Source organism: Sulfitobacter brevis, from assembly GCF_900112755.1.
GTDB classification, from domain to species: domain Bacteria; phylum Pseudomonadota; class Alphaproteobacteria; order Rhodobacterales; family Rhodobacteraceae; genus Sulfitobacter; species Sulfitobacter brevis.
The window spans coordinates 58,781-78,526 of the sequence record NZ_FOMW01000004.1; the positions used below are offsets into that span (position 1 = coordinate 58,781).

Sequence of the window (19,746 nt, forward strand, 5' to 3'; positions counted from 1 at the left end):
TTTGGCGTGGCAGCTGGATCAAATCCGCTGCAACTACTGGCACCGCCCCACTACACCCCCGCAGTCGCCTCTACCTCTGACTTCAGCCTCTGCGCCGCCCCTCCGGGGGCCGCGCCCCAAACTGCGATCCAGCGATAGAAAATTGGCGTAAGGAACAAGGTAAACACAGTCGCAAAGCCCAAGCCGCCGACGATCACCCAGCCTACCGCAATACGGGCTTCGGCGCCTGCGCCGGAGGTCAGGATTAAAGGGAGGCCGCCAAAAACCGTTGAAACCATCGTCATCAACACTGGCCGGATACGCAGGCGCAGCGCGCTTCGGATCGCGCTATCAATGTCCTCGCCCGCTTCGCGCAACTGGTTTGCGAATTCGACGATCAGGATGCCATTCTTGGCCATGACCCCGATCAGCATGACAAGGCCAATCTGACTGTAATAGTTCAGCGAACCGCCCGTCATCGAAATCGCCAGCAGTGCTGCGGCAAGTCCAAAGGGCACCGTCATCATGATGACAACCGCGCTGGCAAAGCTTTCGAACTGGGCCGCGAGCACCAGAAGCACGACGATCAGAGCCACACCAAAAACCATGTACATGCCGCTTTGGGAGTCGTCGAGCGTCGCGGCTTCACCGGTAAAGGTAATGCCCATACCGTCGGGCAGGACCTCGTCAGAAATCGCAATCACTCGGTTCATCGCGGTCGACAGGTCAACGCCCTCCCCGAGGTTTGCCTGCAGAGAGACAGACAAGGCACCGCCCAGACGTTCGATCTGTGCCTCGCTCACCACCATGTCGAGCGAGGCAACGGTAGAGAGCGGAACGTAAGCGCCGCTGTCGAGCCGGATGGACATAGAGGCGATGTCAGACGGATCATCAATCGGCGGCCCGCCGGGGACGACATTGACGTCTACTTCAACGTCATCGGAAAAGACGCTGACCGCGACATTGCCCTGGACCATGGCGCGTACCAGGCTCGTGACATCCGAACTGTTTAGCCCCATGTCCCCCGCGGCGCTGTCATCCACGGTCACTTCCAATTGCGCATTGACGCTATTGTTGGACAGTTGCGGGTTCAGGAAAGTCGCATCCTGCGCCATTGCTGCGACAAGGGTGTCGGCGGCTTCGGTCATGTTCGTAAGATTGGTGCCCGTCACGGCAAAGCTCAGCCCGCCGCCCGCGCCACGAATATTCAGGCTGTTGGTAGAGCGCGCGCTGACCTGCACGCCGGGAACGGACGCCAACTGGCCACTGATCTGCATGATAAGCTCTTGCTGGGTAAAGTCGCGCTCAGCCCAATCCGGCAGGCGGACCACAATAAACGCACTGGTGCCGCTACCGACGCCGATGATGCTCTGCACGGTCTCGATCTGCCCACTCTCTTGGTAGGGCGCGAGAATGTCCTCAACCAGCCGGACTTGCGTATCGAGGTAGTCGATAGTCGTATCCGACGCGCCACGCGCTTGCTTACGACGGAAAGCGAAGTCTTTTGATATCTCCAGTCCGGCTCCTTTTGCGGGAAAACGCCCCGCTTCACGCAGTTTAGGCCAGTTCGACTTCGGCACCAGCTGCTTCCAGCTTGGCTTTCACGTCGTCGGCTTCGGCTTTGTCGACGCCTTCTTTGATCTTGCCACCGGCTTCGACCAAGTCTTTGGCTTCTTTGAGGCCAAGGCCGGTGATTGCGCGGACTTCTTTGATCACGGCGGGTTCAAATCTCACCGCCACCTCATTCCGCCACGCCCGCTCCGATGCGTTCAACATATGGGCCGATTATCAGCCGAAATGGCCGCGTGACCCACCCCCGCCACCGCCCCTCTATATACAGAAGACAACTTGGCAATATCCAGGGTGTGGTGTCCTTGCCACGGAATGTCGAAGTGCTTCGATGGGGAACTATTATGCAGGCCGAATAAACATGCATTCGGCGTCATCGTCGGGAGCGATGTCACCGCGGATGGCGCGATACGCGTGCCAAGTGGCGTGTCCTAGAAGTGGAAAAATCAGGATCAAACCCAGAAATCCCGTCAGCATTGAAAGGATGAACAGCACGAGGACAATGGCCCCCCACACGAGCATAACGGGCAGGTTGTTCCACACCATCGCCATACTGTTTCCCAAAGCGGACATGGCATCAGTCCGTTCGGTCAGCAGCATCGGCACCGCGAAGACGCTGATGGCGAAGGAAAATGCCGCAAAGAGTGCACCGACAGCGCTGCCCACGAATAAGACAGCCCAGCCGGTTGGTGTCAGAAACAACATCTGCAGAATCTGATCCGTTCCGGGAAACGGCACTATCCCGAAGAACAATGCCCAGATCAGAACGGCCGCGCGCATCCAGAGGAGAAACAGGCACAGCAGCAGGACGCCCATGAACAAGGCTTGATAGCCTGACCGTGGCTTAACGAAGATCATTGCGATGTAGCCGATCGCCGTATCCGTCTCAAGCCGGCGGCTCTTCTCAAATAGACCATTCGCGATCAACGGACCGATGACCATGAAACCGGCAAGGGCGGGAAGAAGGACATAGCCGTAATCAAAACGAAACAACGCCCACACGATCAGGGCTGAAACGACGAAGACCCCAAAGCCGTAAAGCAGACTTGGTAAAGGGTTATGCCAAAGGTCGGACCACCCGGCCCGCAACCAGTCAAACGCAGTGTGCCAAGGCAGTTCCCGCGCACGCCGGTTTTCCAGTGGCAACGGTGGCACAATCCTAGGAATCCTGTCGTCGGCATGTCGATTGTCTGGCGGCTGAGGGGCGTCCTTGTCTTCGGTGTGATCGCTCAGCATGATGGTTTCGCCGCGCTATAGACCACGACGCCTTCCTTAGCTGGTTTCAGGACACAATCTGGTTTCGATGCAAAAGACACTGCGATTAGATGCGCGTTGGCCCCAATGAACAGGAGTATCACGGCGGAAACCGTCGCGATTGCAAACAGGCGCGGGCCCGTCCAGAAGCGTTCTCGACTGCCCGGGAGCGAGCGGATGATGTCCGTCATTGCGGTACCTCCTGACCGAGATGTTGCAGGTAAACAGCGAGAATCTTGCGCTCCGTCAGGGACAGCCGACCCTCCCAACTGGGCATCCAGCCTTGCCGGCCACCCCAGATGGTTTCGAAAAGTGTCTTGTCGTCGCCTCCGTAAATCCAGAACGCGTCGCTCAGGTCTGGAGCGCCGAGATCCGTATCACCGTGGCCATTTTCGCCGTGGCAGGCCGCGCAGTTGTTCGCGAAAATCTCTCCCCCCGCGGCGATCCGGTCAGCGGGTGCGGCGGTACCGGACAGCGACTGGACGTAGTCAATGACCAGCCGGATATCGTCGCGCGGCAGGATACCGTCACGACCAAAGGCCAGCATCTGCGCATAGCGCGTGTCGGGGTGGGTCGAATTGATGCCGACGCGCAGCGTCTCCATGACGGTTTCGGTGTCACCCCCCCAAAGCCAGGCCGTATCGACGAGGCTGGGAAACGCAGGTCCACCGGCCGCATCGGTTCCATGGCAGCCGGCGCAGTTATCGCCGAATATCTGGTGAGCGGTCCCCGTCACCCGGGCCATCAATTCAGGGTCTTTTAGGATGTCATCTGCGGGCAAGGTCGCGATGCGGTCAGCCCAGTCGGCACGGGCGATATTTGCAAGCTCGATGTCCTGCTTAACCACGTTGCGCTGATCAACACCAAGAAGACCTTTTGTATAGGTCGTAACCAGCGGCCACGCCGGGAGCAGTATCCACATGAGTAGCGCGAACAGATGGGTCACGATGATGAAGAACCACACGACGCGAGGCACACGGGTATTCAACTCCGTAATTCCGTTCCATTCATGCCCGGTCGTCTGATGGCCTGTGAGGGGGTCGCGATCCTTCACCGACATACCTTTCCCTCCAACTTGCCCGCAGTGGGCTGAGCTGGCCCGTCCTCATCGTCAAGGATACTGTTTGCAGCCTTGTCGAAGCGTCCACCAAGCGAGGGCCAGAAGGCATAGGCTGTGATCGCGACAGACAGGCCAAGCAGCCAGAACAGGCCAAACGACTTGGACAGCGCAACATACCATTCGTGGGTCATATCCATCGCCTATTCCTCTGTCATCAGTTGGGTGTTCTGCGCCACATCGGTCAGATTGCCTAGAATTTGAAGATACGCGACCAGCGCATCCATCTCGGTCAGGCGATCGCTTTGCCCATCAAAGGTGCGCACCGCAGTCGCTTCGCCATACCGGTCCAGCACACCGCTCGCGCGGTCGCTATCGGGTCGCGCCTGACCCAGCGCATCGTCGGCCGCGTTGGCGATCATGTCATCCGTATAGGGTACGCCGACCATGCTCAGCGCTTTGAGCCTGCCGGGCAGATCATCTGTGCGCAGCGGGGTCTCCTGCAGGAATGCGTACTGTGGCATCACGGATTGAGGCACCAGATCGCGCGGGTTGATCAGATGACGCACCTGCCAGTCATCGGAATACTTGTCGCCGACCCGCGCGAGGTCTGGTCCCGTGCGCTTTGATCCCCACAGCATCGGGTGGTCGTATTTCGATTCTACGGCCAGCGAATAGGGACCATAGCGCTCCACTTCGTCGCGAAGCGTGCGGATCATCTGCGAATGGCAGGCATAGCAACCTTCGCGGATATAGATATCGCGCCCGGCTTGCTCCAGCGGTGTGTAGACCCGCATGTCGGCGACATCCTCGACTGTTTCGTCGATGGTGAACAAGGGTGCGATTTCGACAAAGCCACCAACACCAGCGGCTAGGATGATACCTGCGGTCAGCGCCATTGAGTGTCGTTCCATCCGGTAATGGGTCTTGGCCTGAAACTCGAAAACACGCGCGAACGGCTTGAGAAGGGTTTTCAACATGGGTTTACTCCGCCGCCGGCACTGCCGGCTCCATTGCTTCCGGGATGGTAGGGTAGTCGGCTTCCGGGGCGTGATTTGGCACGCGCCGGATCGTCATGACGACGTTCCAGAAGCAGATGCAGGCGCCCGCAAAGAACAGCAGCCCGCCAAAGGCCCGCGCGATATAGTAAGGATGCATCGCAATCAGCGTATCGACGAATGAAAAGCGGAGTGTGCCGCTTTCAGTATATGTCCGCCACATCAGGCCTTGAGTGATGCCGCTGTTCCACATCGCAAAGATGTAGATAACCGTCCCCGACAGGGCCAACCAGAAGTGCCATTCGACTGCTTTCCAGGAATACATTGTCTCGCGCCGCCATAGCATGGGCGTCAGCGCATAGATTGACCCGAACGTGATCATAGCGACCCACCCCATCGCTCCGGAGTGGACATGACCGACAGTCCAGTCGGTATAGTGCGACAAGGCGTTGACCGGGCGGATCGCCATGAACGAGCCCTCGAACGTCGACAAACCGTAGAACACCGCCGCCACCATCATGAAACGCAATGTGGCGTCGTCGCGGACCTTGTGCCACGCCCCGTTGAGGGTCATCAGCGCATTGCCGGCCGAGGCCCAGCTTGGCACAAGAAGCATGACCGAAAACGTGACACCCAGCGTTTGGACCCACTGCGGCAGTGCCGTGTAATGCAGGTGGTGCGATCCGACCCAGATATAGAAAAAGACGATCCCCCAGAACGACAGGATCGACAGGCGGTAAGAATAGATTGGCCGCCCTGCCCGCTTTGGCAGAAAGTAATAGAGCATGCCAAGAAAGCCGGTCGTCAGAAAGAAGGCGACCGCGTTGTGGCCATACCACCATTGCACCATTGCATCCTGTACCCCCGCAAAGGCCGAATAACTCTTGGCACCGGAGAAGGATGCCGGCACTGCCAGATTGTTGACGATGTGGAGGATCGCCACGACGAGGATGAACGACAGGTAATACCAGTTGGCGACGTAAATATGCGGCTCATTCCGGCGCGCAAGTGTGCGGATATAAAGAATAAAATAAACCACCCAGACGATCACCAGCCAAAGGTCGGCATACCATTCCGGCTCCGCGTATTCCTTGGACTGCGTGATGCCCATCAGATAGCCGCTGGCGGCGACTACGCAGAACAGGTTGAATCCCAGTAGCACGAACCAAGGCGAGACCTGGTCCGGCATCCGTGCACGGCTGGTGCGCTGCATGATGTGGTAGGATGTGGCAATCAGGGCATTGCCGCCAAAGCCGAAGATCACGCCGGACGTGTGCACCGGGCGGATGCGGCCAAAGCTGGACCAGGCCGCATCAAACCGCAGGTCCGGCCATGCCAACTGCGACGCCACCCACACACCCATGCCCATCGCGACGACCGCCCAGAACAGTGCGAGAAGGATCCCGACCTTCGTGGGATCGTCGTAATAGGATGTGCTGCGGTCCTCGACAGGCTCCGCATCGTAAAGCGTCTGGGCCACAAGAAAGAACAGCACGCCGCAGAACAGCAGGACAATCCAGCCATGTGCGCCCATGGGGTCGTTGCGACCCACGGCTGCCATCGTCAGGCCGATCAGCACACCCGCTACCGTGATTAGCATAGCCCTTGCGCGTTCGGTGCTGGTGAGGTTCGACATCATGGCGCGGTCTCCTTGGTTGTGTTGGACAGGCGTGCAGATGCAGCCAGAAGCGGGTGGTCATCGTCGAAGAGGATCCGTTCGGCATCCCCTGACAGGTCGTCGTACTGGTTGCTGCGCAGTGACCAGAAAAATACGCCTAATCCGATGGCGCCCATGCTCAGTGTCACCGGGATTAGGAACGCGAGAATGGTCATGCGGGCACCTCCATTCCACCAGCGCGGGGCATAGGCATCGGGCGTGGCTTCGCGGCGCGGTTCAGTCGGAGGGCATTGCCGATCACGAGAAGCGACGAGCCCGACATCGCGAGTGCCGCGATCAGAGGCGTCACAAGACCGGCCATGGCCAATGGGATCGCGATGCAGTTGTAGGTGATGGCCAGAGCAAAGTTCTGCCGTACGATCCGCGCAGTAGCGCGGGCCATGTGCCAGGCGGCCGTTACGGCATCAAGTCCATCACGCAGGAAAATGAAGTCAGCTGCCGTCCGGCCCGCATCCGACGCGCTGGAGGGTGCCATGGACACATGCGCCGCCGCCAGCGCCGCTGCATCGTTCAATCCGTCACCGACCATCAGCGCACGGTGGCCCGCGTCGCGCAGGACATTGAGCGCCGCGATCTTGTCGGCGGGTGTTTCGTCCGACCTCACGTCGGCGATATCCAGTTGGTTCGCAATGCTGTTTGCCCGCGCCGCGATATCTCCGGAGAGCATGGCGACAGGAATGCCTGCCTCGGCAAATGAGCTGATCGCATCAACCGCACCGGGGCGCAGTGTCTCGATCAGGTCGAACGACATCGCAGGTCCATCCGCAAAGGCGCATACAGGACTCGCTTTACCTTTGGCTTGCAGACAGATGTCCGCGACCCAGTCCGCGCGGCCCAGCCGCACGGCACGTCCGCCAACGCAACCTGCGATGCCAAACCCCGGAACTTCGATTGCATCGTCCAGTTGGCAGGGCTGTTCAGCGATACTCATCGCGATCGCACGGGCGGCAGGATGGACCGTCTTCAGAGCCAAAGCCTTGGCCGCGGTGCGGAGCGCAGGATCACCGGGGCCGCATCCTATCGCAGCTGTGCCCATGGTCAGCGTGCCCGTCTTGTCGAAGACTACCCGGTCGATTTCCGCCAGCCGCTCCAGCGCGGAACCATCTTTCATCAGGATGCCCATGCGCATCAGCCGTCCGGAGGCCACGACATGCGCCACGGGCACAGCCAGACCCAGCGCACAGGGGCACGTGATGATCAGAACACTGATCGCGATAAAAATCGCCGTGTGCCATTCACCTGTGGCAAGGAACCAACCGACAAATGTTGCCAGTGACAGCAGATGCACAACCGGCGCATAGAGCTGCGCGGCGCGGTCGGCGATCCGCACGTAGGTGCCACGACCGGTCTCGGCTTCCGACTGCATGCGCATCATCTGCGCGAGGAATGACCCGTCCGCGGACCGCAGGACTTCTGCCTCCACGACACCGGTCAGATTCAGCGTTCCGGCCTCCAGCGTGTCACCAAACCCAGCCGGCACCGGCATCGCCTCGCCGGTCACGAGGGACCGGTCCAGATCGGTGGAGCCCGAGATGATCCGCACATCAACCGGGACGCGCTCATCCAGGCCGATGGTAATTATCGCACCGGGTGTGATCGAGCTTAGCGGCATGTAGGTCAGCGTCCCATCGGGTTGGCGCAGCATCGCTCCGCGTGGTGACAGTCGCGCCAGCCCAGAGACCGCACTGCGCGCACGTTCCCGCATCAGGTGATCGAGGTAGCGGCCGGACAGAAGAAAGAAAAGCAAGGTCACGGCGGCGTCGAAAAAGGCTTGCTCCCCGCCCCGCATCGTCTCGACCAGGCTCAATGCTAATGCCAATACGACAGCAACAGCGATCGGCACATCCATGTTGAGCCGTCCCATCCGCAAGGCCTGGAACGCTGAACGAAAGAAAGGCTGGCCGGCATAGGCCACGACAGGGATGGCGATCAGTGCAGAGATCAGGTGAAAAGTATCTCGCGTCTCACCTGCCGCACCTGACCAGACGGCAACGGACAACAACATGATATTCATCGCCCCGAACCCGGCCACGGCGATCGCGCGTAACAGGCCGCGACCCACGTCGTCGGTATCGTCTTCGTCCTGTTGCGCCACATCCGCAGGTATTGCCGGATATCCAAGCAGGGCAAGCGCAGAGATAACGCAGGTGGGATCTGTGTCTGCGTCGGCGAAGGTTACAACCGCCTGCTTCAGGGTCAGGTTTACCCTCGCAGTTACGACATCAGCGCGTGCATTCAGGGTACGCTCGATCTTTGCGACACAGCCGCCACATCGCAGATCCGGGATCGACAACACGCAGTGCCCCTGACCGTTGGCCAGCAGTCGCACACCGGCACGGGCCTCGGCTTCCCGCCATTCACGCGATGACACCTGTAATTGATCGCCGCTGCATGTCTGCGGATGTGTTCCGATCCCTGACACCCTATCCACTCCTGATTACTCTTTATCTAGCCCCAAGTTTTAGACGAAGACTCAGGGCACCGATTGATATGGATCAAAGTTTTCATGGAATATGACAGTAGGCTGTCAGCCCGTCCGGCACCGTCCGGTCAGGCACAGGAGTAACAACCTTGCGTGGACCCAGCAGTAAAATCAGCGACAGGGGGGCCGCGCGTTTTGAGACGTGTCTGGCGCAACAGGTCGACCTCTGCTGCGCACTCGAAACATTGGCCGATGCCCTCCCATCACATGTTGATACGAAGGCCGCTACGCTGTTGGCGGAAACACTCGAGGATTCGTTGCACCACTGTCACCAGATAGAAGAGAACTTCATTTTTCCGGCCATTTTGACTGCACGCCCGGGCATGCTTGCTACCATCACACGATTGCGGGCCGAGCATGTCGAAGATGAAGAACAGGCTTGCGAAGTGAAGGATGCGATTATGGCCTTCGTCATTCGGCAGAAACGCAAGGACGTCGAAGAGTTTGGTTATCTGCTGCGCGGCCTTTTCGTGGCGCTGCGACGGCATCTGGCTTTTGATCGGGACTATGTATTGCCGCTGTACCGCCGCACAGACGCGGCCTCAAACATCACAAACCAGCCGCGGTCTCCAGAAGACTGAAATCATTCACCGTAACCAGACGGTTTTTCTGGATCGTCAGAACACCTGCCTTGCGCAACTGCGTCAGATTTCGACTGACCGTTTCAACCGTTAGTCCCAGAAAGTCCGCGATATCCGATCGCTTGAGAGGAATTTCCAGATGATCTGAATAGCCCTCCACCAGAGGATCGACATGGCGGGACAAAAGTAACAAGAACGTTGCGACCTTCTCCGCTGCTGACTTCTGACCTAGGGTCATCATCCACTCACGCGCATCATCCAACTCACGCAGGGCTTGTTCATGCAGGCGATGTTCCAGGCCCGGCGACTGACGGACCATGTCTTCCAAAGCGCTGCGTGGGAAAGTACAAATACGCACGGTGCTCGCCGCCTCGGCGCTGACATCGCTACTTGCTGCAAATGGGCGTCCCACGAAGTCAGGGGCAAATTGAAGTCCGACAATCTGCTGCCGACCGTCAGCCATCAGCTTGCTCAGCTTGACGATCCCGCTGAGGATGTTTGCGTATCCATCGGTCTGAACACCTGCAGCGACAAGTTCGGTCCCAGCCGCGACCTCTCGTCGACCTGTCTGGCGTCCAAGCTGCTGCAACTGTTTTGGATCGAGCGCTCCGCAAATGCCCTTGTGGCGCGCCTCACAGGCCCGGCACAGCAGCGGTATATCGGAATTATGTATATCGAGTCGCATGGCAACCTCCCCTTATATGGCGATAGCCTTAACACACGTACTTTATCTGAAAAGAAAACGTGCGGCCGTTGTCTGTGGACGCGCCAATTTGCGAAGGCCCATGTGTCCGCTTCATGCGTTTAAAGGAAAGTGCAAGATATCACTAACCTTTTTCATCACTGGTTCTCCCGATTTTCTTTCGCGGTGCCGGGCGATGGCCGCGGCTACGCATCGGACTACGAGCCCATTTAAAAAATCTCTTAAATGCTTGAGCTAGATCAACGTGGCTTTGCATCGACTGCCTATCGTTGTGTTGAAAGTCAAACTTGGAAGGTATTCGAAATGCTCAAAGAACTTATTATTGGTCTCGCAACAGGTGCGTTGCTTGCCGGGAGTGCTTTCGCCGGGTCTTACGAAGTGCAGATGCTCAATAGGAGCGGCACGGACACAATGGTGTTCGAACCCGCCTTCTTGCGGATTGCCCCCGGTGACACAGTCAAGTTCATCGCAACCGACAAGGGACATAACGCGGAAATAATCAGCGGCATGATCCCCGATGGGGCTGAGCCCTTTCAGGGAAAGATCAACGAAGAAATCGAGGTCCAGTTGGATGTTGAGGGCTTCTATGCAGTTAAATGCCTACCTCACTTCGCAATGGGGATGGTGATGACCATTGCTGTCGGCACGGACGAGATCCCGCCCGAGGGATACCTCGAAGGACGCCTGCCTCCGCGTGCGAAAACACGACTAGCCGCACAGCTTGAAGCTCTCTGATCTCATCCGCGTGGGTGCATAGACGACGCCCCGGTACTTCCAGATCCAATCTTAAGGAACACACAATGGTACATGACATGAACGCCGGGACAATCAACACCAGCCGCCGCAACGTTTTAAAGGGAACTGCATTGGCCGGAGCAGCGGCGATAACGGGCACATTCGCCTCTGCCGGCCCGATGCACAGCAGGGTGTCGCCGCCGACCATGCGCATGCCGGACAATGCGTTCGTACAGGCCCAAGCACAACAAATGGCCAAAGCAGAGCCAGTCGACCTGTCGGGATATGAGCGTATACAGCAGCATCTTGTCAGGCCGCCCTACGCGCCAGAGCACGATCAGATCGCAAAAGGTGCGCCGAAAATCGTCGAAATCGAACTGACCGTCGATGAACGCCTGATGGTAGTCGATGAGGATACCGGCGCGTCGATCTGGGCGATGACATACAACGGTTCGGTCCCCGGCCCTCTGATCATCGTCCATCAGGGCGACTATGTCGAACTCACACTCAGGAGCCATACGCGTAACGTTCTGGAACACAACATCGACTTTCACGCCTCGACCGGCGCATTGGGGGGCGGTGCGCTGACCCATATTTACCCGGGCGAAGAGACCGTCCTGCGCTGGAAGGCGACGAAAGCCGGATGCTTCACCTACCACTGTGCGCCCGGTGGCGCGATGATCCCCTATCACGTCTGCCACGGCATGAATGGCGCCGTTATGGTGCTGCCGCGCGATGGCCTGAAAGACCGTGATCGCAATGCTTTGCCCTACGACAAGATCGCCTATATCGGGGAACAGGACTATTACCTGCCAATGGATGAAAATGGCACCTACCGGACTTATCGCGACGCTGGGGAAGATTACGCAGATTCCCTTGCCGCTATGCGCACCCTCACCCCTACTCACGTCGTCTTCAATGGGGCTGTCGGCGCACTCACCGGTAACCGAGCAATTACCGCCGAGGTTGGTCAGACCTTGCTGATGATCCACAACCAATGCAATCGCGACAGCCGTCCACACCTGATTGGAGGACATGGCGCGTATGTCTGGGAAAGTTCCTTCTCCGACCCGCCACTGACAGAGATGGAAACCTGGTTCGTCCGCGGCGGCAGCGCCGTAGCCGCCATGTATACGTTTGAGCAGCCGGGGGTTTACGCGTACGTGAACCACAACCTCATCGAAGGCGCGCTTTTAGGGGCCACGGCGCATTTTAATGTCGGCGGAGAATGGAACAATGCGCTGATGGAACAAGTGGTCGCACCCCGAACAATGGAAACCTGAGTTACATCGCCACAGCCTTCTGACGGGTCTGGAGGTGAAACTTTGTGTTTTTGCCTGCATCGACGACCTGCTCGGCCATGCCAGCGCCACCATGCTTGCCCGGTTCGTCACGACGCGCAATCTTTCGCCAGGCGATCAATTTTTGACCGAAGCGCAGTACGACATGAAGAAGTCGGTGACAGGTGATCTGCGCCAAAGTTATTTGGCGCTACCACAGCGTGACCCTGCCAATGTCGACATTGCCGATTTTCTAGGGCTGACCACCCAGACCATCAGCCGGACGTTCACCCCGCCGCGCAAAAGCAAGATCATTGCCATCGACAACAATCATACGGTGATCATTCAGCGCCCGACAGCCCTGAACGGCTTGGCGCGGGGCGATGCCCGTTAACAGCGCTCATGCAGCCGAGCTGAGATAAAGGCGCCGGGAACCACATCCTCTGCGGCCTTGGCGCGCGTGGTTAATATCCCGCCGGAGATAGAGCCTCCCGGCCCAGAAGGCAGGTCATACCAGCCATGTTGATATTTATTGACCGGGATCAATTAGGCTGGCCGCAGACCCTGCTAACCTAGCCCCATGCCAAACCAAGCGGATAAAGAGGAACGCGACCATGGGTATCAAGACAATAATGGTCTGTCTGACCACGCCGGAGAACACTGAAACGCTCCTGAAGGTTGCCGTCCCAATGGCGCGCAAACATAGCGCGCATCTGGTGGGCTTTCATACAATCGAAGCCTTGCTGGTCTATCCCGGCATCGCCATGCACATCCCTGAAACAACCTTCGCGGCCTTTAACGACAGCCAGAAAAAGGAATCCGAAGCGATCAAGGAGATCTTTACCAAACACACCAAAAACGAAGACTTCGTAAGCGAATTTCGCCTGATCCGCGCCGAGGCAGTTTCCGCCAACGAGCGGATGGTCGAAAGCGCCCGCGCCGCTGACCTTGTGATCATGGCGCATGAGGACCGCGAGAATGACCGTGTTGATCAACGCCATGCGCAGGTTGAGGTGATCCGCGAAAGCGGGCGGCCCGTGATCGTCGTGCCATTGGGCTATGACGGCCCCGAGATCGGAGCCAATATGCTGCTTGGTTGGAGCGACACCAGAGAAGCGGCGCGTGCTGCCCATGATATGCTGGGGGTCGCCGATGCGGGCGCAAATCTGACCGTTTTGCGTGTCGGCACCGCGCCAAAGGACCCGATGACCGATGGTGACGCTTTAGACATCGTGACGATGTTTGCACGGCACGGACTGAAAACCACTTTGGAATACCGCAATACCGAAGGGCACAGCATTGCCGACGTGCTCAACAAGGCGGCATTTGAAAAAGGCGCGGACTTGATTGTCACTGGCGCTTTTGGCCACTCGCGGACGTATGATTTTGTCCTCGGCGCCACGTCCTACGCGCTGCTGCGGGATCAAAAACTGCCTGTGTTGTTCAGTAAGTAACAGCGCGACACGTTGCCGGACCAGTTCAGTGATTGGTCCGGCAGAAGTCGCGCGCGGGCGCGCCCTTCCCGTTACAGGCGGTTCGGACACCGCGCTTAAAGCGCCTCATGTTGCGCCAGTCGGCGCAGGATATGATCGCGCTCTTCCAGCAGCTCCAGCACGAGCGCGACGCCTGCTGTGTTGATGCCAAGGTCCCGCTTGAGCCTTTGGGCCTTTTTAGCCCGCGCAATGCTGGCTCCGACAAAGCGCCAGTTGCCGCGGGAGCTGCCCACGGGCTCCAACACTCCGTAATCCACCAGCTCTATTACCCAAGTCTCCTCGGCCTGACAAAAGCGGCACAGATCCTGCAAAGACAGGGCATCAACGATATCGCTGTGCGATCTGGTCTGTTTCATCTCCCGTTCCCTCCAAGATGGGCGCGCGGATCAAACGGCATTTTCTCGGCCATCTGCTCAAAGAAAGCACGCGCCTGTTCGGTTGTGACCTTTGGATTGACGATCTTCAGGGTGGCATAGATATCGCCCGCCGGTGCACCGGGCAGCCCCTTTCCCTTGAGGCGCATTTTCTGGCCGGACCGCGCATTTTCAGGGATACGCAGATCGACCTTGCCGCCCGGTATGGGCATGACCACATGAGCGCCGAGAGCGGCCTCCCATGGCGCGATCGGCAAATCCAGATAGAGGTCTTTGCCGTCCGGCCGATAGACGGGATGTGGCGCAAAGACGACCTCGAGAAACAGATCACCCGCACCACCGCTGCCCTGCCCGCCTTGACCTGCAAGCCTGATATGCTGGCCCTGAGCGATGCCTTTTAGCACCTTCACGGAGATTTTTCGGTCCTGCTGGGACACTGTGCCATTGGGGCCGACAACGGGCGTTCGCAGACTCAGTGTGCGTTCACCGCCGAGATAGGCCTCCTCAATCGAGATCTCGATACGCCCGTGGCTATCAGCGCCCTGCTGGGGCCGCATTCGCGCCGATTGCCCCCCTTCGCGGCGAAACAGCGTCTCGAAGAAATCGCTGAAATCCGCTTCGCCTTGCGGGCCGCCGTCCGAGAAGGAATAATTACTGTCCCAGTCCGGCGGGGGCCGAAAACCGCCCTGCGCTTGGGGAGGTTCTTTCCCCAGCTGATCATAGGCCGCGCGGCGCTCGGGGTCTTTTAGAACCTCATAGGCCTCGTTCACTTCTTTAAATTTTGCCTCGGTCCCCGCATCTGTGTTAATATCAGGGTGATACTTGCGCGCCGCTTTGCGGAACGCTTTCTTGATGTCGTCCGCGCTCGCCTCTCGGGCCAGACCCAACGCCTTATAGTAATCTTTGAATTCCATCTGCCGATTGTCCAATCATCCAGTGTGATCTCAAACTACCACGGAATTTAGGGCCGGCGTTGATCTTTATCAAACCGGGCTGCCTAATATTGCCCGGCAACACCTGCGAAGGTGTTGACCTGCATCAATAACCGCAGCCGTTAAACTGCGCATAATTTTCAGCATCAAACAGAAGGATAGAGAAAATGCTGAACGTATCGAAACCATCAACCGACCGTGTCGACATCAGCTTATCCGGTGCTCTGGATGCAGATGAAATGTCCGCAGCGCTCGACGCGATTGTCGAAGTGAGCAAAGACATCGTCCACGGCAAGCTCTTCTACCGGATCAGTGATTTTGCGATGCCGACCTTGGGCGCAATGGCGATTGAATTGCAGCGCATGCCGCAACTACTGCCGCTGATCAAAAAGTTCGACAGATGTGCCGTGCTCTCGGACACGGCGTGGATCCGAATGGCGTCGGAGTTGGAGGGCGCGGTGATCCCGTCCCTGAAGATTAAAAGTTTTGCACTTTCCGATGCTAAGGCTGCTGAGGCTTGGCTCAATGCCGACGCGCGGCAGGACGATAATGTGCCGGAAGAAGAGAACTTTCCCGTTTAAGGCACCGTAAAGATCATGACCCGCATACACCGCCGTCACCTCACGCGCTCTGCAAAACCCAATCCGCCATCGCAGGTAAGAGTTGATCCAGCACCGCCTGAAACGCGGATACGATCGCTGTAGGGCTATCATTCGCCGTGTGCGCCGCTTGTTCAAAGTTGCGCGTGCTGATTACCCGACCGCCGCGATCTGATTGAGCATTTGCGGGAGGGTGTCGCGCAGGATGGTCTGGGCTTCGGTGAACGTCTTTTCAACGCTGTCAATTACTGGGCCGGATGCCATCAGCGCGGCGTCGGCAGATTCAAAGGTGCGCTGCGCCGAGGCCAAGGCCGTGTTGCCATTCTCCAGTGTTATTGCGACCGCAGCGCCGATGCTGTCCAGCTTGCCCGTGAACAAGGATACCTGGTCTGTCGCATCACCAACGGTTCGGCTGATCTGCGAGAAATCGGTCATTGCCTGGTCCAGCCGCGATGAGGAGGCATCCAAATTGCGCAAGATGCGGGTGACATAGGCTTGATTTTCAGGCCCCGTCAGCGCTGAAATGGTCCGGCAAAACTGGACAGCGTGCTAAGATGTATCCAACCTTGAAGACAGGAAACACCAATGACCATGAGACGCAGTTTTCCAGACAAGTGCAAAGCTACTGTGGCGCTCGAGACGCTGCGTGGTGACAAGATCGCGCAAGAGATTGCAGCGAAGCACAAGTTTCATCTAATACCGGCAAGTGTTTGCATGCAAACACTGAGAGGCAACGCAGGTGACGACGTGGAAGCGACAGGCCATTGATGGGCTGACCGGGGTACTTTCCGATAAGGTCCGGCGGGCCGAAGATAACGAAGCTGAGGTCAAAGAACTTCACGCCAAGATCGGAAAGCTGGCGGTCGAAAACGTTTTTTTGTCACAAGGGCTAAAGCGATGAGCCCGACCGAACGCAAGGCGCTGATCAACGCTGACCGCACAGAACTGAGCCTGACCAAGCAGTGCAAGTTGCTGAAGATTAGCCGGTCGTCGCTTTATTTTACGCCGGTCGGTGTGAATGCTGAGACGCTGGAATTGATGAACGAGATTGATCGGGTCTTCACGAAATACCCGTTCTTTCCCTTTCGGGATCATGCTGCGCATAACCCTGTCGGGCAGTGGGCAGTCGCCAGATCGCAGCTTATTTGCCCAGAAATGGGTTCCATGCAGGTCGGCATCGTGTGCGCCGCTTGATGGGTATCATGCCTTGGCCGGCAGGGCATCGCAAAGCGATGTCCCGAGAGGGGGCTACAGGCCATCTACAAAGGCCCGAACACCCGCTGCCCGGCAGCACATGCAAAGCATGTGTGAGAGGGGGCAAGAAGCATCCTCAGCATCGCATTTATCCCTACCTGCTGAGAAAGCTGCCGATCACGCGACCCAATCATGTTTGGTGCAGTGACATTACTTACATCCCCCTGCGACGTGGTTTCTTATATCCCCCTGCGACGTGGTTTCTTATATCTGGTGGCGATCATGGACTGGGCGACGCGCAAGGTGCTGGCATGGCGGCTGTCGAACACATTGGATGCCAGCTTTTGTGTCGAGGCAATGAAAGAAGCCATCACAAAATATGGCAAGCCCGAGATAATGAATACCGATCAAGGATCGCAGTTCACAGGTTCAGCCTGGATCACCACTTTGACTGAGGCTGAAGTCAAAATATCGATGGATGGGCGTGGCCGTTATCTCGACAACATCTTCATCGAACGGCTGTGGCGGTCCCTCAAACAGGAGGCCGTATACTTGCATGAATTGCAGGACGGGTTCCAAGCCAAACGCGTTATCAAAGATTGGATCAGCTTCTACAACATCGAGCGGCCTCACACCGCTCTCGACAAACGATCACCCGACGACGCATTCTTCTCAACAGAACGGACGCAGAAGGCCGCATGAAACCAACCAGATTACATCTTAGCTGAGCCGCAAACCTGTCCTAAAAAGCAGGACCGCTTCAGATATCAGTTGCCAATTTCAACCTCAACTCCGATACTTCGTGCGCGGGCTAGTTTTATAATTTCTTTGCCCAACGCGAGGTCCTCCGCAGCTATTCCGAGTGACTTGAAAATGGTGATTTCCTGTTCGCTCATACGCCCAGGATGGGTTTTGGCTAAGATGTCTTGCAGTTCGACGATTGGATAATCGATGGCGATGGCCTTCTCCGATCTAGCCAACAGTAATTCTCCACACTCAGTTTCAGCTTGCGCGCGTGAGTCGACCACAAGCTTAGAAATCGCGACGAGGTCCCCTGCAATTTCCCGAGCTACAGGGCGGCTGGCTCCAACCGCGTTGATATGGGTGCCCGGCGCTACATTCCTAGCATCGAGAATTGGTGTAGTTGCTCCAGTCACTGTGCAAATCACCTGTGCGTTTCTGGCAGCATCTTCAACTGTTGCAGCATAAGTTGCTCCTAGCCGCTCGGCGATCTCTACGCCGTTCGAGCGGGACCAGATCACTAATTCAGCGGCTGGGTATAGCCTGCGCATTGCATCTGCATGGCTCCTCGCTTGTGTTCCGCCACCAAGTATTGCGATGCGTTCCGGACGCGAGCAGCCGCATCCAACGTCGCCCAGGCAGATCGGATAAAGGGGTCGTGATCAAATGGGCCACACGGACCTTAGCCTCTTCGGTCAGTTCTGCGATCTCATAAAGTGTGCGCCGTGCCGATGCGCCCCGGATACTGACGCGGAGGAAATCAGGCGATATGACGTCGCCCTGAACCTCGGCGAAAAGCTCTTCGTTGGTCAACAAATTGTTTCCGGCTTCTTTGTTGGCCTGTTCGACCCGGCTAGCGATGTTCGCCACGTCTCCGACGACCGTGAGCCGATCTACCCCCGGTGGTCCTAAGGCACCGATGAGCGCCTCACCGTAATGCAAGCCAATGCGGCCGGAAAAGTCGATCCCGTATAGCCGACGCATGACCGGACGGGCAAGGTCGACTGCCGCAAGAATTTCGAGGGCTGCGGCCACGGCGCGCAGCGCGCAGGCCTCCACGCCCTGCACGCCGAAGACGGCAAGGAAACCGTCCCCGATTGTCTTATCGAAATAACCGCAACATGTTGGTCTGGCGCGCAGCAATCACCTCTTTTGTCACGCCAGCCCGCATGCCGCTGTCTTTCTCAGCCTGCTTGACCCATTCGCTCAAAGTCTGGGGAATACAGCCGATCTTGGGTGCAATGACCGCAATCGCGCCCGCCTGCGTTTCGTATGAACCTTGATGCTCAAACACCATCCGGACCGCAGGTGCCCGGACCTCTGGCGAGTAGCGATTTGCCATTTCGCTTTTTTGTCGGAGACCATCTTCCTTACTTAAGTTGATGGTCTCCGAAAAACTCCGGGCGATTCAGGAAGACACAATATGATTGCTTACGTCACTGTTGGAGCAGAAGACATCGCACAAGCAGAACGCTTCTACTCGGCGTTCCTCCCAGTCTCCCTAAATTCACAAGGAAATTGATTCAGGGGCGGACCTTTAAATCAAAAACAATTTTTAAACAGAATTCGCCCTCTCTGAGGGGTGGAACTACAGCCTATCAGCCACCGTCCGCGACAAAACCAGCCTTCTCGATCGCTGAAATTGCGCAGGCCTCGTCGTTGTCTGAACTATCGCCTGTAACGCCAACCGCTCCAACAATGACACCATCCTTTTTTATCAAGACGCCGCCGGCAACCGGCACCAATGAGCCTTGCGAAAGCGCGTTCATTGCTTGAATGAAGAACGGTTCCGCCTTGGCCCTTTCGAATAGCGCACGCGATCCCAGCCCCATCGCCACTGCACCGCGCGCTTTGCCTCGAGCAATTTCCGGCCTCAAATTACTGGTGCCGTTCTCTCTTGAGAGCGCCACCAGATACCCTCCGCTGTCCAGAACAGCGATCGTCAACGGCTTCAGCCCGTTCGTTTTGCGCCAATCGAGGCAATGTTTTACGATGGCTTGCGCCTGATCAAGGCTGACGTTCATGGCTTTTTCCCTGCCTTGCGTTCATTGATGTGCCGAAATGCATGTGACGGTAGCGCGACCATTGGCCGTTGTT

The 19,746-nt window shown here is 57.7% G+C and carries 23 protein-coding genes and 4 pseudogenes; 9 read left to right on the forward strand and 18 right to left on the reverse strand.

Annotated elements, in window-relative coordinates; all coding sequences use genetic code 11:
• Positions 1-50: 50 nt before the first annotated feature.
• From BM174_RS06310 to BM174_RS06355, 10 genes and pseudogenes are all read right to left on the reverse strand, one after another.
• On the reverse strand, positions 51-1,559 hold the full coding sequence (locus BM174_RS06310; RefSeq protein WP_245766282.1) for an efflux RND transporter permease subunit: 1,509 nt from the start codon (positions 1,557-1,559) through the stop codon (positions 51-53).
• Positions 1,537-1,695: pseudogene (locus BM174_RS06315) on the reverse strand (ribosomal protein L7/L12); the annotation flags it as partial. The pseudogene BM174_RS06315 and the gene BM174_RS06310, both read right to left, overlap by 23 nt.
• 195 nt (positions 1,696-1,890) lie before the next feature.
• Positions 1,891-2,784 (reverse strand): DUF2189 domain-containing protein, encoded by an 894-nt coding sequence (locus BM174_RS06320; RefSeq protein WP_093923010.1) that lies wholly within the window; start codon positions 2,782-2,784, stop codon positions 1,891-1,893.
• Positions 2,778-2,993 carry a hypothetical protein gene (locus BM174_RS06325; protein WP_093923011.1) on the reverse strand — a complete coding sequence of 72 codons (216 nt, stop codon included), beginning with the start codon at positions 2,991-2,993 and terminating at the stop codon, positions 2,778-2,780. The genes BM174_RS06320 and BM174_RS06325 overlap by 7 nt, the downstream gene beginning before the upstream one ends.
• Positions 2,990-3,862, reverse strand: a complete 873-nt coding sequence (gene ccoP, locus BM174_RS06330) for a cytochrome-c oxidase, cbb3-type subunit III (protein ID WP_093923012.1) — start codon at positions 3,860-3,862, stop codon at positions 2,990-2,992. The genes BM174_RS06325 and ccoP overlap by 4 nt, the downstream gene beginning before the upstream one ends.
• Entirely contained in the window at positions 3,853-4,059 is a 207-nt protein-coding gene (locus tag BM174_RS06335; protein ID WP_093923013.1) for a cbb3-type cytochrome c oxidase subunit 3, read from the reverse strand. Before BM174_RS06335 ends, ccoP begins: the two co-directional genes overlap by 10 nt.
• A gap of 3 nt (positions 4,060-4,062) precedes the next feature.
• Positions 4,063-4,839, reverse strand: a complete 777-nt coding sequence (gene ccoO, locus BM174_RS06340) for a cytochrome-c oxidase, cbb3-type subunit II (RefSeq protein WP_093923014.1) — start codon at positions 4,837-4,839, stop codon at positions 4,063-4,065.
• A gap of 4 nt (positions 4,840-4,843) precedes the next feature.
• Complete coding sequence (gene ccoN, locus BM174_RS06345; RefSeq protein ID WP_218152916.1) at positions 4,844-6,496, reverse strand: cytochrome-c oxidase, cbb3-type subunit I; 1,653 nt, start codon at positions 6,494-6,496, stop codon at positions 4,844-4,846.
• Between the two features lie 50 nt (positions 6,497-6,546).
• Positions 6,547-6,690, reverse strand: a pseudogene (gene ccoS / locus BM174_RS06350) (cbb3-type cytochrome oxidase assembly protein CcoS); the annotation flags it as partial.
• Positions 6,687-8,957: a heavy metal translocating P-type ATPase gene (locus BM174_RS06355; protein ID WP_177209432.1), complete on the reverse strand. Its 2,271-nt coding sequence runs from the start codon at positions 8,955-8,957 to the stop codon at positions 6,687-6,689. The gene BM174_RS06355 and the pseudogene ccoS, both read right to left, overlap by 4 nt.
• A 149-nt stretch (positions 8,958-9,106) precedes the next feature.
• Between BM174_RS06355 and BM174_RS06360 the strand changes: the two genes are divergently transcribed.
• Positions 9,107-9,598 carry a hemerythrin domain-containing protein gene (locus tag BM174_RS06360; RefSeq protein ID WP_093923017.1) on the forward strand — a complete coding sequence of 164 codons (492 nt, stop codon included), beginning with the start codon at positions 9,107-9,109 and terminating at the stop codon, positions 9,596-9,598.
• Here the strand turns inward: BM174_RS06360 and BM174_RS06365 are convergent.
• Positions 9,567-10,283, reverse strand: a complete 717-nt coding sequence (locus BM174_RS06365) for a Crp/Fnr family transcriptional regulator (RefSeq protein WP_093923018.1) — start codon at positions 10,281-10,283, stop codon at positions 9,567-9,569. The genes BM174_RS06360 and BM174_RS06365 overlap by 32 nt on opposite strands.
• A gap of 243 nt (positions 10,284-10,526) precedes the next feature.
• On the opposite strand from BM174_RS06365, the gene BM174_RS06370 reads away from it, so the two are divergent.
• The 4 genes from BM174_RS06370 to BM174_RS06385 all read left to right on the forward strand — a co-directional run bounded on the left by BM174_RS06370 (position 10,527) and on the right by BM174_RS06385 (position 13,770).
• Complete coding sequence (locus tag BM174_RS06370; protein WP_342742054.1) at positions 10,527-11,036, forward strand: pseudoazurin; 510 nt, start codon at positions 10,527-10,529, stop codon at positions 11,034-11,036.
• A gap of 65 nt (positions 11,037-11,101) precedes the next feature.
• Positions 11,102-12,319 carry a copper-containing nitrite reductase gene (gene nirK, locus BM174_RS06375; protein ID WP_093923020.1) on the forward strand — a complete coding sequence of 406 codons (1,218 nt, stop codon included), beginning with the start codon at positions 11,102-11,104 and terminating at the stop codon, positions 12,317-12,319.
• Between the two features lie 34 nt (positions 12,320-12,353).
• Positions 12,354-12,710, forward strand: coding sequence for a helix-turn-helix domain-containing protein (locus BM174_RS21565; RefSeq protein WP_281244840.1), 357 nt, complete (start codon positions 12,354-12,356; stop codon positions 12,708-12,710).
• Between the two features lie 220 nt (positions 12,711-12,930).
• Positions 12,931-13,770: a universal stress protein gene (locus BM174_RS06385; protein ID WP_093923021.1), complete on the forward strand. Its 840-nt coding sequence runs from the start codon at positions 12,931-12,933 to the stop codon at positions 13,768-13,770.
• A gap of 95 nt (positions 13,771-13,865) precedes the next feature.
• Here BM174_RS06385 and BM174_RS06390 read toward each other — a convergent pair whose 3' ends face one another.
• Complete coding sequence (locus tag BM174_RS06390; RefSeq protein WP_093923022.1) at positions 13,866-14,165, reverse strand: chaperone modulator CbpM; 300 nt, start codon at positions 14,163-14,165, stop codon at positions 13,866-13,868.
• Positions 14,162-15,097, reverse strand: coding sequence for a DnaJ C-terminal domain-containing protein (locus tag BM174_RS06395; RefSeq protein ID WP_093923023.1), 936 nt, complete (start codon positions 15,095-15,097; stop codon positions 14,162-14,164). The genes BM174_RS06390 and BM174_RS06395 overlap by 4 nt, the downstream gene beginning before the upstream one ends.
• 185 nt (positions 15,098-15,282) lie before the next feature.
• Here BM174_RS06395 and BM174_RS06400 point away from each other — a divergent pair, with 185 nt between their 5' ends.
• Positions 15,283-15,696, forward strand: coding sequence for a SpoIIAA family protein (locus tag BM174_RS06400; protein ID WP_093923024.1), 414 nt, complete (start codon positions 15,283-15,285; stop codon positions 15,694-15,696).
• 171 nt (positions 15,697-15,867) lie between these two features.
• Here the strand turns inward: BM174_RS06400 and BM174_RS06405 are convergent, their stop codons facing one another.
• The gene (locus BM174_RS06405) at positions 15,868-16,149 is read right to left on the reverse strand and encodes a hypothetical protein (RefSeq protein ID WP_093923025.1); all 282 of its coding nucleotides are present in this window, start codon (positions 16,147-16,149) and stop codon (positions 15,868-15,870) included.
• 304 nt (positions 16,150-16,453) lie between these two features.
• On the opposite strand from BM174_RS06405, the gene BM174_RS21710 reads away from it, so the two are divergent.
• From BM174_RS21710 to BM174_RS21720, 3 genes and pseudogenes are all read left to right on the forward strand, one after another.
• Positions 16,454-16,615: a hypothetical protein gene (locus BM174_RS21710; RefSeq protein WP_425442331.1), complete on the forward strand. Its 162-nt coding sequence runs from the start codon at positions 16,454-16,456 to the stop codon at positions 16,613-16,615.
• A complete protein-coding gene (locus tag BM174_RS21715; protein ID WP_425442332.1) occupies positions 16,612-16,908 on the forward strand; it encodes a hypothetical protein in 297 nt (98 codons plus the stop codon). Before BM174_RS21710 ends, BM174_RS21715 begins: the two co-directional genes overlap by 4 nt.
• Positions 16,836-17,610 (forward strand): annotated as a pseudogene (locus BM174_RS21720) (IS3 family transposase); the annotation flags it as partial. The gene BM174_RS21715 and the pseudogene BM174_RS21720, both read left to right, overlap by 73 nt.
• A 65-nt stretch (positions 17,611-17,675) precedes the next feature.
• Here the strand turns inward: BM174_RS21720 and BM174_RS06415 are convergent.
• The 4 genes and pseudogenes from BM174_RS06415 to BM174_RS06430 all read right to left on the reverse strand — a co-directional run bounded on the left by BM174_RS06415 (position 17,676) and on the right by BM174_RS06430 (position 19,673).
• Complete coding sequence (locus BM174_RS06415; RefSeq protein WP_245766283.1) at positions 17,676-18,200, reverse strand: hypothetical protein; 525 nt, start codon at positions 18,198-18,200, stop codon at positions 17,676-17,678.
• Positions 18,175-18,792 (reverse strand): adenylate/guanylate cyclase domain-containing protein, encoded by a 618-nt coding sequence (locus BM174_RS06420; RefSeq protein ID WP_093923027.1) that lies wholly within the window; start codon positions 18,790-18,792, stop codon positions 18,175-18,177. Before BM174_RS06420 ends, BM174_RS06415 begins: the two co-directional genes overlap by 26 nt.
• Before the next feature lie 4 nt (positions 18,793-18,796).
• Positions 18,797-18,991, reverse strand: a pseudogene (locus BM174_RS06425) (transposase); the annotation flags it as partial.
• 256 nt (positions 18,992-19,247) lie between these two features.
• Positions 19,248-19,673: a GlcG/HbpS family heme-binding protein gene (locus BM174_RS06430; protein WP_093923028.1), complete on the reverse strand. Its 426-nt coding sequence runs from the start codon at positions 19,671-19,673 to the stop codon at positions 19,248-19,250.
• Positions 19,674-19,746 lie beyond the last annotated feature (73 nt).